We start from the raw sequence: 14,507 nt of genomic DNA, 5'->3' as shown, positions 1-14,507 counted from the left end.
GATTCGTTTTCCTTCGATTGGAAGCGTTTTATCTCGCTAGACCAAAACACTCCAGACTATTTCGCGTCGTTAATTTAGCGATTTCTTCCAGAGAAATCCCTTTTATTTCCGCCGCGGCCTCTGCGACGAGACGTACGAAAGCGGGCTCATTTCGCTTCCCTCGATAGGGGTGCGGAGTCAAATAAGGGGAGTCCGTTTCGATCAATAATCGGTCGTTCGGAACCTGCTCAAGCACCTCTTTGGGAACCCTTGCATTCTTGAAGGTGACCGGCCCTCCGAACGAAATATAGAAGTTCATGTCGAGACATTGCTTGGCCGTTTCCCAGCTTCCAGAGAAGCAGTGCATGATGCCTCCGACCTCCGATGCGCCTTCCTCCTGGAGGAGTCTCACAACGTCGGCATGGGCATCCCGATTGTGAATAATAATTGGCTTTTTGAGCCTTTTGGCCAACCGGATTTGCTCGCGGAACACGATCTGCTGAAGGTCTTTGGGGGACGTATCCCAGTAATAATCAAGGCCGATCTCGCCGATAGCGACGACCTTCGGATGAGCGCACAGCCGCTCGATCCAGGACAGATCCTCTTCCAGCTTCATGTCGATCGCATCCGTCGGGTGCCAGCCGACAGCCGCATAAATAAAGGGGTATTTCTCCGCAAGCGCCATCGTTGTCGGTATGGTCTCGCGATTAAAGCCGATGTTCACGATCGTTTCGACTCCGGCCGCGCGGGCGCGCTCGATCATCTCTTCGCGATCGTCGTCGAACTTCGGGGAATCCATATGCGCGTGGGTGTCAAATAACATGTCGGGTTTTGTCTCCTTCTATCTAATTGTTGCTTCTATTATAGATGCAATAGCTCCCGGGTCCGAGTCTTCAGCAGATCGGCCTTCTCCCGGAGCAGCTCCTCCGGATAATAAATGAAGTACTTTCCGCGGTGGATGCCGGCAATCGAGCGAATGATATCCGACTTCGCGGAGATCTCCGTTAACTGGTCCTTCTCGTCGAGCAGCAGGATGGGAGGTTTCTCCGAGGGGCCCGTTTCTATTCCCGGCTTATACAGGTCATAAGGAAGATCGACCACCGTATCCGTCTCCAGGTGGTATTCCGGATCCAAGCCGATGGAAGTCCACTCCTCGCGCAGGCTGTCCGCAAGCTTCAGATCCATCGTCTCCAACTGTACATATTTATATAGCTGCCGGTTGAGGAATCGGCGGGATAGATCCGCCAGCAGCTCGTCCTCCTCAAGGGCCCACTGGCTGAAGGCCGCGAAGGCGATGTTGTCGTCCAGACTTAAATAATCGGCGACCGTAAGCTCCCCCTTCAGCAGCTGCCTTAGCGGATGGAGCATGAACTTGAACGTGTACCCGTTCCGATGCAGCTCCATGGCCCTCTTGAAAATTTTCTTGAGCAGAATATCCGAGCTTCGGGTCACCGGATGGAAGTAAATCTGCCAGTACATCTGGTAGCGCGACATCAGATAATCCTCTACCGCATGCATTCCGCTCTCTTTGACCACGATTCGCCCTTGATGGGGCCTTAAGACGCGAAGAATCCGGTCCAGATCGAAGGTGCCGTAATTGACTCCCGTGTAATAGGCGTCCCGGAGAAGATAGTCCATTCGGTCCGCATCCATCTGGCTGGACACGAGGCTGACGACGATCGGCTTGTCATACGTCTTGCGTATGACCGAAGCGACCTTCTGCGGAAGTTCCTCGTCGGCTTCCTTGAGTACCCGATTGACCGCCGTATCTCCTAGAATAATCGCGCACGTCCATTCTTCATGGTCCATGTCGAACACCTGCTCGATCGCATGGGAGAACGGCCCGTGACCGACGTCGTGGAGCAAGGACGCGCACAAGCTCACCATTTTCTCCTCTTGAGGCCAATCCTTGTACCCGTTGCGCTCGAACTGATTGATGATTTTCCGCGTAATCTCGTAGACGCCAAGGGAGTGGGAGAACCGGCTATGCTCCGCGCCATGGAAAGTCAGATACGTCGTGCCTAATTGCCGGATTCTCCTGAGCCGTTGGAACTCCGGCGTGTTGATCAGCCTCCAGATCGTCTCCTCCTGCACGTAGACGGAATGATGAACCGGATCCTTGAATACTTTCTCTTCATCTAAAAGTCGAAACATAGGCAGCACCTCCGCATTCCATAATTTTCTTTCACAAGAATCGACAAAAAACCGAAACTATTGTCGAATAATGTCGTTATATGTAATAGGACTTAATGACTTGCTTTGCTGCAGCATTTCGCCTCAGTATCTGTAATGTTCCTGTATTTAAAGGCCTTTCAAGGTTTTTCTCTACTCCGTCACACAATCTCAGTTGACTTATCTGGGAATGGTTGGTATGATAATAGCCAGTGAACCGAGAATTTTGTCGAATACTGACGAATACTAATCCGACTTTGTTGATCGTTTGCTAGAGAGCTTTGCATTTATTTTAACCTGAGATGAGGGAGTTTTCCAAATGATGAAATCGACTGGTATTGTGCGTAAAGTGGACGAGCTGGGACGGATGGTCATCCCGATCGAGCTGCGTCGTACGCTGGGCATCGGAGAGAAGGACGCGCTTGAGATTTATGTGGATGGAGAGCGCATTATGCTCAAGAAGTATGAGCCTGCTTGCATCTTCTGTGGAAATGCGGAGAGCGTCATCTACTTCAAAGGCAAAATTGTTTGCAGAGATTGCCTGAAGGATATGCCTACACCTGTGACAAATTAAAGAAGTGTGCTATAATAGAAAACGAAAGTCTAAAATTTGTTAATTCTAACCTTTTTATATCTCCTTGCAACCCTCCCGAGCCTCATTCGGGAGGGATTTTTTTGCTTGTCCACAAGTGGACAAGCAGCAAGGGCATAAGTCGTCCGACCGTCGGATCGGTTCTGTGGACAACCTACTCCTGTTCAAGCAGCGCTTGGTAGACATCCCTGCGCGATAACCCGCGATCACGGGCAGCAAGACGCATCGCTTCCTTCCGATTGCCCGCTTCCGCCTCGTAACGGTTAACATGCTCGGCGAGCGGCAGAGCGGCCCACCAAGCTTCCGCTTCGCCCGAAGCCTGTCCGGGCTCCATTCCCGAAGCATCGCCGGCGCTAGCGGTTCCCTCTAGCAGAAGAACGCACTCTCCCAGAGGCGGAACCTCCTCTAGATAGCCGAGACACGCTTCCGCCGTACCCCGAACGACTTCCTCGTATCGTTTGGTCAATTCGCGCACGATCGCCAGCCTGCGATGACCCCACTTGGCCGCGATCGCCTCTAACGTCTTCTTCAACCGATGCGGGGCTTCATAGAGGATGACCGTTCCCGGCTCGGAGCCGATTCCGTCGAGGAAGCGGTCCAATCCCTTGCGATCGCGAGGAGGGAACCCGGCGAACAGGAACCGGTCCGTCGGCAGGCCGGAGATAATCAACGCCGACAGAGCCGCGTTGGCCCCCGGAATGGGGACGACGGGAATTCCCAGGGAGACGGCTTCGGCCACCAGATCGGCGCCAGGATCCGAGATAGCCGGCAGACCCGCGTCGCTGATCAGCGCGACATGGCTGCCTTCGGACAGCAGGCGAATCAACTCAGGACCGCTTGCTTCCTTGTTGTGCTCGTGATAGCTGACCAGGCGATTGCTGATCTCGAAGTGCGTCAGAAGCTTGCGGGATAGGCGAGTGTCCTCCGCGGCGATCAGGTCGACTTCCTTCAACGTGCGGACGGCCCGGAAGGTCATGTCCTCCAGATTGCCGATAGGGGTCGCAACCAGATACAGCGTGCCGGGCTTATCCCGCTTGGCGAAGCTCTTCTGGATAGTTACCTCTGGGCTTGTCCCATTGACGCTCTCGCTCCCGATTCCTCCACCCGTTTCCCGTTCCTTCTCCCGTGAGCTCATTGGTCTTTCTCCTCCATCCCCTGGGTGCCATTATCGATTAGCCGATCTTTTCTACCATAGAAGACGTCCAGCAGCTCTTCCGTATATTGCCTATCCTTATGGTAGACAATAAGCGGCGGCAGCAGCCGAACCTCCGGCTTGCCTTCCTTCAGCGCTTCGATCAGTACCATATTCGCTTCGCTGTCCGCATGGGAATGGACGAAGCGTATCCGCTTCGGCTCCAGGCGGTTCTTCCGCAGCGCTTCCATGATCTCGGCCAAACGGGATGGCCGGTGGACCATCGAGACGCGCCCTCCCCGCTTGACCAAGCGGGAGCAGGCCGACGCGACATCCTCGAGCGTGCAGCCCAGCTCATGTCGAGCCATCGCTTGATGGAGATTCTCCTTGTGCTCGCCGGACTTCACGGGCATATACGGAGGATTCACTGTTACGGCGTCATAAGGTCCGTCCGGGCTGTCGAACTCCTTCAGATCGCCGAGCCGGATCCGAATCCGATCGGCAAGCCCATTCAGCGCGACGCTCCGTTCCGCCATGTCCGCCAGCCGCGGCTGAATCTCCACGCCTTCGATCTGCGCGGAGGTTCGCGTCGACAGCAAGATAGGGATAACTCCATTGCCCGTGCATAGATCAAGCACCCGTCCGCGAGGAGGAACCGTTGCGAACCGCGCCAGGAGAACGGCATCCAAGGAGAAGCTGAATACCTCTTGGCTCTGAATGATCTTCAGCTCGTACGTCAACAGGTCATCCAGCCGTTCTCCCGGCCTGAGCTCGGAATCCGCATAGGCCTCGGCATTCATCGGCGAATCCAACATTTCTTCCCCCACCATCCGTTCCATACAAGTTCATGCCCATTAGCTTACCCGATCCGCAGGCGAAATGCCACCCTTGCAGCCGTTTATCCGGCGGCGGGAATTAAAAAAGCGCCATTCCTCCTCGCAATGAAGGAAGAACAGCGCGTGCTTCGCATGGCTCCTAAGAGCTGTCTTTACTTGCTTAAGAAGGAGAGGCAGAACAGACAATCGCCTTCCATCCGCAGATGCCCATAATAAACGTTGCAAATATGGAATCCTTCATGATAAAGCCGGGCCAAGTTATCGTAGCCTTCCCCGACGCCATTCGTCGATCCCGTTGCTTCTTTGGAAGGTCCTGCAGCCGCCCGTTGCTCCGTCTCGACGGCGGCATAGCCGTTCTCACGCTTCAAGACCTTGCGCAGTTGCTCGTTCTCGATCAGCAGCTGCTGATTCTGTTCGAGGAGCTCTTTGATCTTAAACTTAAGCGATCCGAATTCGGTATGGGCATGGAGCAGCTGCGCTTCAATCTCTTCCATGCGTTGGAAAATGTCATTCATCAACAGCTTACACCTCAAGCATCAGGTTGTGTCAGTGTCGAAACGGTTATTTGACCACGACATCCTCGAACGATAGTTCTTTCACTTTGCCGAGGTCGAACAACTGGACATGCACCGTGCGATTGCCTACGTTCAATCCTACGACTTTGCCCTCGCCGAATGAAGTTACGACGAACTTGCCAACCGCCGGCATCTCTTCTCTTGCACTCTCGTAGTTGTCGTGCTCGTACTTCAGACAACACATTAATCGCCCGCACAGGCCCGATATCTTCGTCGGGTTGAGCGACAGATTCTGATCCTTCGCCATCTTGATGGAGACAGGCTCGAAGTCTCCCAACCAAGACGAGCAGCAGAGAATCCGTCCGCACGGGCCGATCCCGCCCAGCATCTTCGCTTCATCGCGCACGCCGATCTGTCTTAATTCGATCCGTGTCCGGAATACCCCCGCCAAGTCCTTGACGAGCTCCCGGAAGTCGACGCGGCCTTCGGCCGTGAAATAGAAGATGATTTTGTTGCGGTCGAACGTGTACTCCACGTCTACCAGCTTCATCTTCAATTGGTGATCCTTGATCTTCTGCAGGCCTATCGCAAAGGCATTCTTAGCCGCATTCCGATTCTCTTCGACAGCCCGGGCATCCTGCTCTCCCGCCACTCGAATGACCTTCTTCAGCGGCAGCACCACGTCGGATTCTCCGACGGTCTTGGGTCCGATGACCACGAGACCATATTCCACTCCGCGGGCCGTCTCCACGATAACGTTCTGATCTTTGGATACCGAATGCTCGGCGGGATCGAAATAGTAGACCTTGCCCGCCTTCTTAAAGCGGACGCCGACAACGTCGTACAATTCTATCCCTCCCGCGAGTTAACCAAAAATTGCTCCAAGGCGAGCTGCGGCTGTACATGCGCCTTAATTCGGCGAGCCGCCGTCAACGCCGATTCCATCGCCGCAAGCCAGCTGTCCAAGCTGCGACTCCAGGCATGCTTGGCGATCCAATCTACTTGATCCGAGAACACTATCTTCTTCTCTCGGCCGGTCATGACGTAAATCATATCTCTATACCATAAGGCAAACATCTGCAGCAAGGTGTCTGTATGTTCGGCAAGATCCGTCTTGAACACCTGCTGCTGCGCCGTGAGCAGGACAGCAGGGAATCGCGACGAATTCTCCTTCCCCAATTGTATCACTACGTTTCGAGTTTCTGCAAACCAATTCTCTTGGGAGAGAGCTCTCGCCGAGTCGAGACCCGATGTCAGATGTACCGCGGTTCTCGCGATCAACGCGGGTTTGCCCTCGGAGACGAGAGCTTGCTCCAATTCCTCGGGATCGCCCGGAACGAATGGCACCAGCTGACTTCTCGACAAGATGGTCGGAAGCACCGCCTGGGCGCTCGGGGCGATCAGGATCGCAACGACCGGAGAAGAGGGCTCTTCCAGAAACTTAAGGAGACTGTTCGCCGCCGGCGTCGTCATCGTCTCCGCGCCTTCTATTATATATATCTTGCGTCCCGCTCCCGCGCTTCGATAGGATAGCTCCTTCTGAAGCTCGCGAACCTGCTCGATCTTCACCGTCGCCCCGTCCGGAACGACCAGATGGAGATCGGGGTGGTTGCCGTGGAGCACCTTGCGGCATTCCAGGCATTCTCCGCAAGCATCGATCCCTTGCTTCTCGCAGAACAAGGTCTGGGCGAACGCCTGGGCCATCGCTTTCCTGCCGCTTCCCGCCGGCCCCGCGAACAGATAGGCGTGAGCCACCTTGCCGGCGCGCAGCGCGTTCTGAAGCAGCGACTTCGCCCGGCGCTGCCCGGGAACGTCTTGCATCGACATCCTCTCTCCCCCTCTCCTGATCCCGTTTATGTATAATAACAAAGGCCGCTCGCAAGGTTCGACTCGATTAGCTCGACTCTCGCGCAGACGGCCTTGCACAGCATATCCATTAGAATACTAAATTAATCAGCAAGCCGCGAATTTCGCCGACTTTCTCGAGCAGCTCCAGTCTGCCTTCCTCGGACTGCAGCAATTCTTCTCCCATCGCGACAAGCAGGGAGTCGACCTCGTCGAGAATCTTGTATCGTTTGCCGCGACCGCGCCTGTCCCAGCCCTTGGTCTCCTTGAGCTTGATTCCCCGTCTAAGAGTATCCTCCAGGAAGGCCTTGACCATAAGGCGGTATTGCTTCAACTCTCGGACGGTCATCGAGCGCATCAGGCGGTCGCCCTGCGCTCCGATCTCCTCCAGCTTGCGGCTCAACTCCTCGATCGTGCGGCTCTCCTCTTGATGCTGCATGAAGTCGCCGAACGTTTGCGCCTGCGCCTGCCGGTTCGGCATCTCGTTGCGCACGAGCGTTTTATTAATCGGTCTGAATCCGGGTTCGATCTTCACTGGCGCATCACCACACTGTCTCGTTAGAAATGTTCGAACCTCTCAACCGGAAGCACGAACACCGCCGCGCCGCCAACCTGAACTTCGACCGGGAATGGAATATACGAATCGGCCGCGCCGCTGACCGGGGATACCGGCGTCACGAGCTGATCGCGAATCTTGCAATTGGCCCGAATCACGTCAAGCACCTGTTGAATCTTCTCATCCTCGACGCCTATGAGAAAAGTCGTATTGCCCGCGCGAAGGAATCCCCCCGTACTGGCAAGCTTAGTCGCCCGGAAGCCTTCCTTGATGAGAGCGTTTGACAATCGGCTGCTATCCTTATCCTGAATGACGGCAATCAACAGCTTCATCGGCCTGTCCCTCCTTCGGTTATCAGCATTGCGCTTCAATCCTACTTCTTATAATTAGACACGATGCGGCCAAAATCCTCTTCTACCCGCCAAACGAATCCTTAGGAAGAAAGAGTCCCCCGCGCTAGGAAGGCATCCAAAGCCCGCTTCATCTCATCAAGCACTTCGGGAACCGTGCGATTGGCATCGATTCGGACGATCCGTTCCGGGAACCGGTCGGCGATCTTCAGGTAGCCTTCCCTTACCCTCTCATGGAAGCTGAGCGCTTCCAAATCCAATCGATTGACTTCCCGATTCTTGTTCGCGTTTATGCGTTCGAGTCCGCGTTCCGGATCGACGTCCAGGAACAGCGTCAGGTCGGGGAACGTATCCTCGATCGCGAATTGATTGATGGCCAGAATCTCGTCGATTCCGATGCCGCGTGCGTACCCTTGATAAGCCAAGCTGCTGTCGATAAAGCGATCGCACAGAATCGTCTTGCCCGAATCCAGGGTAGGGACTATCTTCTCCACAAAATGCTGCCTTCTCGAAGCCGCATAGAGGAGAGCTTCCGTACGCGCATCCATCTTGGTATTGCCCTTATCAAGAACAATCGCCCGGATCTGCTCCGCAATGGCGATTCCTCCCGGTTCGCGGGAGGTCACGACTTCGACTCCCCTGCTCGCCAGATGCTCGGCCGCCATCGTCAGGACGGTAGACTTGCCGGCTCCCTCGTTGCCTTCAACCGATAGAAAATAACCTCTAGTCATGACCGGTGTACCCATCCTCGCGTCTTCAAATTCTCCCTTTATTATATACTATTCGACTCCTCCGCGTCCCTATCGTTCCAACCTTTTGCCCAATCCGTACAGTCCGAGAACAAACAGCGCAAGCAGCATCATGTCGAAACAAACGTTGAAGAGGAACAGATGCTTGCCCAGATCGGCCTCCCCGTCTCCAATGAGCGGAATGACGAAGGCAAAGAGACCGCATAAGGCGACAACCGCCAGCGCCTCGAACGCCAATCGCCCCCCTCGAGTCGAGCATCGAAGCCATGCAGCCGTAATAATCCCTATGTACCCTGCGAAGACAGCGGCGAACCAGGCAAGCGACTTCGGCATCCGATGCTTCTTGAACTCGCTCCACGCGCTGAACCGATAGCTCAAGGAGCCGTCCGCCTTCCCTTCTTCCTTATCGTAATTTCCCAGGTAATAGGGGCGGATCGCCGTTCCTGCTCGCGCCGCTTTGTTCATCTTATCGATCAGCCGTTCAGGATGCTTAAGATAGAACAGGGCAATCGTGCGGTGGTTTAACCGTTCAAGCACGTCCTGCCGGAGGCCCGCGTCTCTCTGGGGAATGGCCGTATCCTTCTGAAAATAATTCGTTCCCGCGAGGGAGGCATACTTAGGAGGAATCCCAAGCTCTTCAAGATCGGCCATCACGGAGGGGGAATCCTTCAACACGCCGTAGAAAATCGATTGGTAAAGGTTCGTGTGAACGAGCCGATTCGGCGCGGCCAGCATCATCGCAACCGTCCCTGCCGCGAGCAGGAGAGCTCCGGCGCGGGCCTGACGGCGCCACTCCCCGCGGTCTGCCAGGGGCGCCATTCTCCAAGCGAGCGCGGCGAAGACAACGCCCAGCGGCGCGTATTGAATCTTGGCGGTGGTGACGGCCATGGCGGAACCGATGAAGAGCGCCAGCAGCTTCGCTGAAGGATGCTTGGACGAAGCCAGAGAGACGGCCGACGCTATCGACAGCAGCATGCCGACCATCGCGTAAGGCTCGCCGAAGAAGGATTGGAAGTAGGCGAGATAACCGATGTCCATGAAAACGAAGGCGAAAGCGATGCTTAGAGCGGCAGCCAAGATCATGTTGCTGCGCCGTTTCGATAATTCCGGCATATGCCGAATGAACAGCGAGAACGCTAGGAGAAGAGCGGTCATATAACACAGACCCAACGAACGGATATCGTACAGGGGTTCTTGCAGAAGACGTGCGACCAGGCCGGAGAAAGCGACGAATACGACGTGAGTGGACACGTAACCGCCTTTGAGGAAGCTGCCGTATGCGAAGTTTGAATGGGCATGGCGGAAGTACCGCTCGGCGTAGGACTCTTGCGGATCCAATGGAGCTATTCCGGCAGCGCCCATCACCCGGGCGAAATCTCCGTTGTCGGCTACTCCGACGACAGGGGGAAGCATGATAAGGCCGACAATCAGAAGAGACGCCAACAGCGTAGCTAAACGGCTAATAGCCGGGCGGATATCCTCATCGGAACGATTCATGGGAAGGTCAGCTCCTTGGACTTCCCCTCCCGATGCGCAGACGACTACTCTTCGGCAATCACCCGCACTCGCTTAAGCCCTTGGTCTTCCGCGCCCTGAATGCGCGAGCCTTGAAGACGCCATTGCTTAAGCCGGTGAATCGCGGCAGCCGTTATCTCTTCGCCCGGGTAAAGCTCCGGAATGCCCGGCGGGTACGGAATGATCCATTCTCCGCATCTTCTTCCCTCCGCCTCTTCGAGGACGAGAGATTCGGTCTTAGGGGAATGGCGGGTGAAGGCAACGGGCGAAGAATAAGGAGGCTCCGTTATCGCCTGGTATTCGATCTGGGAGTGGGAGAGGTTTTCCTTATAGGGTTTCTTCTGGAGCCCATATTTATGAATGATCTCTCCTACGGCTCCGACCAATGCTTCCCCATCCTCCGCTCGCGTTCCCGTACCAAGTGCTAGAACGACGTATCGATCATCCGCCATCTCCGCTAGGCAGCCCTGCGATTCCAATTCATCACGCAGCTCGAAGCCGGTGAGCGTACCGGTCGCGTCCGTTATAACGAGCTTAAGCGGATCTCCTCTCCAACCGAATGAAGCTCCTTGCAAAGGAAGCACCTGAATAGGGGATAGCGCGAGAGCTGTCCGAATCTCGTCCGAGACCGCCAGCGCGTCGTTGAAGAGGCTCTCGCCCTGCGTTTGCACCTGCCATCTGGCGAGATCCAAAGACGCCATAATCGGATAAGAAGGGCTCGAGCTCTGTACCATCCGCAAGTACTGCCTGACGGTCTGCCGATTGACCCGCTCTCCCTGCAGATGAAGATAGGCTCCCATCGTCATCGCCGACAGCATCTTATGAGCCGATTGAACGACCGCGTCCGCACCAAGGCTTAAAGAGCCCATAGGAAAAGCCGCATGCCGTCCAAAATGGGGACCGTGAGCCTCATCGACCAGAACCGGAATATCCCGTTCGTGCGCGAATGCGATATGGGAGGACAAATCCGAGGCCTGCCCGTAGTAATTCGGATTGCTGAGAACTAGCCCCTTGGCAAGCGGATAACGGTCCAGAGCAGCCTCTACCGTTGCGGAGGAAGGAGCCAAAGCCAGACCGCTGTCCGGATCGATCTCCGGCGATAGGAACACGGCGCGGGCTCCGGCGAGAATCAAGCCATGGATGACCGATTTATGGACATTCCGCTGAACGAGAAGGAGCTCCCCGGGCTGACAGACACCCAGAATCATGGCCAGATTGCCGGAAGTGCTGCCGCCGACGAGCAGACAGCTCTCCTCGGCCCCGAAGCAGCGTGCCGCAAGCCGCTCCGCTTCGGCGATAACGCCTTCGGGTTGATGGAGATCATCCGTATCGGACAGCTCGGTCAAGTCGATTGAGAGCAGCTCTCGGAAGATCGACGCGTCTTCCGCCCAATAGGCCGTTTCTCTCTGTTTATGACCTGGAACATGGAAGCTTGCCGGCTTCCGCTTCGCATGCTGCAGCAGAGCGTCGAAGAGAGGCGCCCGATCCTCGTTTGAATTCATTTTCAACACCGTTCCTTATGTAAGCTTCGGTCTATTATACCAAACCCGCATCCGGAGGAAGCAACAAAAAGCCGCCAGCGCCCGATACAGGGTACACTGACGGCTTAACCAATGCATGCTATGGCGATCTCACACATGATAACGAACCGCAATCTGACGAAGTCGATGGACGAAGAACGGATACTTCTCGTCTTCTACTTTGGTTTGAACCATCTCCGTCTCGCAATCCAAGCAAATAAACTCATTGACGATATGAATGCCCTGTTCTTTCGGTTGGCCGCAGACTATACAGGTCGACATGATTTCCTGTTCCACTGGCATCCCTGCTTTCTATTCACTTATCGCTTATAGTATGTATAGTATGGCCCGCATTCTATGAAAATATACTCAATGCTAGCGGTTTGCCTCTGAACCTTAACATTTCCCAATCTTCAAGCCGATAGTAATGAACAGAGCGTCTAAGTAAGGAGCCGTAAGCATGAACGATGCGACTATCTATCATTATAAGCTGATCCGCAAACTGAATCTTCTTCCGGAGATGAAATACGCCTACTTGGTTACCGCCTTCATGGGGATTGCCGTGCTGTCCGTTCTTGACCGGTGGGCAGGCTTCATCTTCTCCCTCCTGGGTCTTGTTCTTATGTTCGCGGTGCATGCCATCGTGCTTAAGATCACGCTCAGAAGGGTGGAAGAGCCCGCGGAGAAAAAGTGGTTCTTGCGCTTCGACCTTCCGTGGATCGGACCGCTGCCCGTCTCTGATACAAGCCTGTCCTTATTCCGGAGACTCCATTTTCACCTCCTGCTCGTCGGCTGCTGCGTAGCGGGGCTGTTCTACCCTTGGACGAGCGCCTCTCTGGTCATCGCGTTGATTTATTGGCACTTCTGGCTGCTAGCGCCCCGTTTCTATCTGCTTATGCGTATGCGCAAGGACAGGGGGGACGGCGTTATTCGGCTCCAGGGCTCGGAGATCTCCTATTACCATCGTTGAGCTTTTCGCAAACTTTCATCCAATATTAAGGTTCTAATCAGGAAGCTTTAATCGTGTAGAGATAAGATAATCCCATGACCCCTTCTGATATATAGATTGCTGTAGCCCGCGGCCTCGTTGCTGCGGGTTCTTTTTTTATTTCCTCTATCGAAGACCAATTGAAAGCACAAAAAAAGCACCCAGCAATGGGTGCTCTTCTTCTTGGCTTGGCAACTTCCTACTCTCCCAGGACCCTGCGGTCCAAGTACCATCGGCGTTAGAGGGCTTAACGGTCGTGTTCGAGATGGGTACGCGTGGAACCCCTCTGCCATCATCACCAAACCATGTTTAGGTGTCCAAGGCTTGCGCCTTGATAACCGGATACGAAACGAGTTAGCGTTCACGATTTAACGTAAAATTAGAATCTTCYTGCCTGTGTGGCTTATTAGGATAAGCCCTCGACCGATTAGTACTCGTCAGCTACACACATTGCTGTGCTTACACCCCGAGCCTATCAACCTCGTGTTCTCCAAGGGGTCTTACKRATTGGGAAATCTCATCTTGAGGCGGGCTTCGCGCTTAGATGCTTTCAGCGCTTATCCCTCCCGCACTTGGCTACCCAGCGATGCTCCTGGCGGAACAACTGGTACACCAGCGGTGCGTCCATCCCGGTCCTCTCGTACTAAGGACAGCCCCTCTCAAATTTCCTACGCCCGCGACAGATAGGGACCGAACTGTCTCACGACGTTCTGAACCCAGCTCGCGTACCGCTTTAATGGGCGAACAGCCCAACCCTTGGGACCTACTTCAGCCCCAGGATGCGATGAGCCGACATCGAGGTGCCAAACCTCCCCGTCGATGTGGACTCTTGGGGGAGATAAGCCTGTTATCCCCAGGGTAGCTTTTATCCGTTGAGCGATGGCCCTTCCATTCGGTACCACCGGATCACTAAGCCCGACTTTCGTCCCTGCTCGACTTGTAGGTCTCGCAGTCAAGCTCCCTTATGCCTTTGCACTCTTCGAATGATTTCCAACCATTCTGAGGGAACCTTAGGGCGCCTCCGTTACGCTTTAGGAGGCGACCGCCCCAGTCAAACTGTCCGCCTGACACGGTCCCTTCGCCAGTTTCATGGCGACAGGTTAGAACTCCGATACGATCAGGGTGGTATCCCAACGTCGCCTCCACCGAAGCTGGCGCTCCGGCTTCAAAGGCTCCCACCTATCCTGTACAGACCGTACCAAAGTTCAATATCAAGCTACAGTAAAGCTCCATGGGGTCTTTCCGTCACGTCGCGGGTAACCTGCATCTTCACAGGTACTAAAATTTCACCGGATCTCTCGTTGAGACAGCGCCCAAGTCGTTACGCCATTCGTGCGGGTCAGAATTTACCTGACAAGGAATTTCGCTACCTTAGGACCGTTATAGTTACGGCCGCCGTTTACTGGGGCTTCAATTCACAGCTTCGGGTTRCCCCTAACCGCTCCTCTTAACCTTCCAGCACCGGGCAGGCGTCAGCCCGTATACTTCGCCTTACGGCTTCGCACAGACCTGTGTTTTTGCTAAACAGTCGCTTGGGCCTATTCACTGCGGCCCCCTCGGGCTATTCACCCTACCGAGGCACCCCTTCTCCCGAAGTTACGGGGTCATTTTGCCGAGTTCCTTAACGAGAGTTCTTCCGCGCGCCTTAGAATTCTCTTCTCGCCTACCTGTGTCGGTTTGCGGTACGGGCACCATCACCTGGCTAGAGGCTTTTCTCGGCAGCGTGAGCACGGAACCTTCGGTACTGTAATTTTCCCT

15 protein-coding genes and 2 rRNA genes (1 of these 17 cut by a window edge) are annotated in these 14,507 nt (G+C 54.9%); 2 read left to right on the top strand and 15 right to left on the bottom strand.

The window, feature by feature from the left end; genetic code table 11:
• Positions 1-28: 28 nt before the first annotated feature.
• Complete coding sequence (locus tag ELR57_RS08835; RefSeq protein WP_126958675.1) at positions 29-802, bottom strand: TatD family hydrolase; 774 nt, start codon at positions 800-802, stop codon at positions 29-31.
• A gap of 38 nt (positions 803-840) precedes the next feature.
• Positions 841-2,133, bottom strand: coding sequence for an HD domain-containing protein (locus ELR57_RS08830; protein WP_126958674.1), 1,293 nt, complete (start codon positions 2,131-2,133; stop codon positions 841-843).
• Positions 2,134-2,470: 337 nt separating this feature from the next.
• Between ELR57_RS08830 and ELR57_RS08825 the strand changes: the two genes are divergently transcribed.
• Positions 2,471-2,725, top strand: coding sequence for an AbrB/MazE/SpoVT family DNA-binding domain-containing protein (locus ELR57_RS08825; RefSeq protein ID WP_126958673.1), 255 nt, complete (start codon positions 2,471-2,473; stop codon positions 2,723-2,725).
• A gap of 172 nt (positions 2,726-2,897) precedes the next feature.
• Here the strand turns inward: ELR57_RS08825 and rsmI are convergent, their stop codons facing one another.
• The 11 genes from rsmI to ELR57_RS08770 all read right to left on the bottom strand — a co-directional run bounded on the left by rsmI (position 2,898) and on the right by ELR57_RS08770 (position 12,043).
• Positions 2,898-3,878, bottom strand: coding sequence for a 16S rRNA (cytidine(1402)-2'-O)-methyltransferase (gene rsmI / locus ELR57_RS08820; RefSeq protein ID WP_126958672.1), 981 nt, complete (start codon positions 3,876-3,878; stop codon positions 2,898-2,900).
• Positions 3,875-4,690 (bottom strand): tRNA1(Val) (adenine(37)-N6)-methyltransferase, encoded by an 816-nt coding sequence (locus tag ELR57_RS08815; RefSeq protein ID WP_238162460.1) that lies wholly within the window; start codon positions 4,688-4,690, stop codon positions 3,875-3,877. The genes rsmI and ELR57_RS08815 overlap by 4 nt, the downstream gene beginning before the upstream one ends.
• 173 nt (positions 4,691-4,863) lie before the next feature.
• Positions 4,864-5,226, bottom strand: coding sequence for an initiation-control protein YabA (locus ELR57_RS08810; RefSeq protein WP_370452233.1), 363 nt, complete (start codon positions 5,224-5,226; stop codon positions 4,864-4,866).
• Between the two features lie 46 nt (positions 5,227-5,272).
• A complete protein-coding gene (locus tag ELR57_RS08805; RefSeq protein ID WP_126958671.1) occupies positions 5,273-6,073 on the bottom strand; it encodes a PSP1 domain-containing protein in 801 nt (266 codons plus the stop codon).
• Between the two features lie 2 nt (positions 6,074-6,075).
• Positions 6,076-7,053 carry a DNA polymerase III subunit delta' gene (holB, locus tag ELR57_RS08800; RefSeq protein WP_126958670.1) on the bottom strand — a complete coding sequence of 326 codons (978 nt, stop codon included), beginning with the start codon at positions 7,051-7,053 and terminating at the stop codon, positions 6,076-6,078.
• A gap of 109 nt (positions 7,054-7,162) precedes the next feature.
• Entirely contained in the window at positions 7,163-7,606 is a 444-nt protein-coding gene (locus ELR57_RS08795; protein WP_126958669.1) for a YaaR family protein, read from the bottom strand.
• A 23-nt stretch (positions 7,607-7,629) separates the two neighbouring features.
• Positions 7,630-7,959, bottom strand: a complete 330-nt coding sequence (locus tag ELR57_RS08790) for a cyclic-di-AMP receptor (RefSeq protein WP_126958668.1) — start codon at positions 7,957-7,959, stop codon at positions 7,630-7,632.
• Between the two features lie 101 nt (positions 7,960-8,060).
• Positions 8,061-8,708 carry a dTMP kinase gene (tmk, locus tag ELR57_RS08785; protein ID WP_126958667.1) on the bottom strand — a complete coding sequence of 216 codons (648 nt, stop codon included), beginning with the start codon at positions 8,706-8,708 and terminating at the stop codon, positions 8,061-8,063.
• Between the two features lie 69 nt (positions 8,709-8,777).
• Entirely contained in the window at positions 8,778-10,223 is a 1,446-nt protein-coding gene (gene wsfD / locus ELR57_RS08780) for a glycan biosynthesis hexose transferase WsfD (protein WP_126958666.1), read from the bottom strand.
• 44 nt (positions 10,224-10,267) lie between these two features.
• Positions 10,268-11,743, bottom strand: coding sequence for an aminotransferase class I/II-fold pyridoxal phosphate-dependent enzyme (locus ELR57_RS08775; protein WP_126958665.1), 1,476 nt, complete (start codon positions 11,741-11,743; stop codon positions 10,268-10,270).
• A gap of 129 nt (positions 11,744-11,872) precedes the next feature.
• Positions 11,873-12,043, bottom strand: coding sequence for a sigma factor G inhibitor Gin (locus ELR57_RS08770; protein WP_238162459.1), 171 nt, complete (start codon positions 12,041-12,043; stop codon positions 11,873-11,875).
• Positions 12,044-12,221: 178 nt separating this feature from the next.
• On the opposite strand from ELR57_RS08770, the gene ELR57_RS08765 reads away from it, so the two are divergent.
• Complete coding sequence (locus tag ELR57_RS08765) at positions 12,222-12,731, top strand: transposase (protein WP_126958663.1); 510 nt, start codon at positions 12,222-12,224, stop codon at positions 12,729-12,731.
• A 204-nt stretch (positions 12,732-12,935) separates the two neighbouring features.
• On the opposite strand, the gene rrf is transcribed toward ELR57_RS08765, so the two are convergent.
• Positions 12,936-13,052, bottom strand: a 5S ribosomal RNA gene (rrf, locus tag ELR57_RS08760).
• Positions 13,053-13,156: 104 nt separating this feature from the next.
• Positions 13,157-14,507: ribosomal RNA gene (locus tag ELR57_RS08755) — 23S ribosomal RNA — on the bottom strand; it runs 1,580 nt beyond the window's last position.

The sequence above is a fragment of the Cohnella sp. AR92 genome (assembly GCF_003990975.1).
In the GTDB taxonomy this organism is placed as follows: domain Bacteria; phylum Bacillota; class Bacilli; order Paenibacillales; family Paenibacillaceae; genus Cohnella.
The sequence above is the reverse complement of the archived record's forward strand: the minus strand, read 5'-3'. Positions and strand labels throughout refer to the sequence as shown.

Bases quoted from the DNA above. Each gene is read 5' to 3' on its own strand.
- ELR57_RS08835 (WP_126958675.1), bottom strand. From the start codon at position 802: ATGTTATTTGACACCCACGCGCATATGGATTCCCCGAAGTTCGACGAC.
- ELR57_RS08830 (WP_126958674.1), bottom strand. From the start codon at position 2,133: ATGTTTCGACTTTTAGATGAAGAGAAAGTATTCAAGGATCCGGTTCAT.
- ELR57_RS08825 (WP_126958673.1), top strand. From the start codon at position 2,471: ATGATGAAATCGACTGGTATTGTGCGTAAAGTGGACGAGCTGGGACGG.
- rsmI (WP_126958672.1), bottom strand. From the start codon at position 3,878: ATGAGCTCACGGGAGAAGGAACGGGAAACGGGTGGAGGAATCGGGAGC.
- ELR57_RS08815 (WP_238162460.1), bottom strand. From the start codon at position 4,690: ATGTTGGATTCGCCGATGAATGCCGAGGCCTATGCGGATTCCGAGCTC.
- ELR57_RS08810 (WP_370452233.1), bottom strand. From the start codon at position 5,226: ATGAATGACATTTTCCAACGCATGGAAGAGATTGAAGCGCAGCTGCTC.
- holB (WP_126958670.1), bottom strand. From the start codon at position 7,053: ATGTCGATGCAAGACGTTCCCGGGCAGCGCCGGGCGAAGTCGCTGCTT.
- ELR57_RS08790 (WP_126958668.1), bottom strand. From the start codon at position 7,959: ATGAAGCTGTTGATTGCCGTCATTCAGGATAAGGATAGCAGCCGATTG.
- tmk (WP_126958667.1), bottom strand. From the start codon at position 8,708: ATGACTAGAGGTTATTTTCTATCGGTTGAAGGCAACGAGGGAGCCGGC.
- wsfD (WP_126958666.1), bottom strand. From the start codon at position 10,223: ATGAATCGTTCCGATGAGGATATCCGCCCGGCTATTAGCCGTTTAGCT.
- ELR57_RS08775 (WP_126958665.1), bottom strand. From the start codon at position 11,743: ATGAATTCAAACGAGGATCGGGCGCCTCTCTTCGACGCTCTGCTGCAG.
- ELR57_RS08770 (WP_238162459.1), bottom strand. From the start codon at position 12,043: ATGTCGACCTGTATAGTCTGCGGCCAACCGAAAGAACAGGGCATTCAT.
- ELR57_RS08765 (WP_126958663.1), top strand. From the start codon at position 12,222: ATGAACGATGCGACTATCTATCATTATAAGCTGATCCGCAAACTGAAT.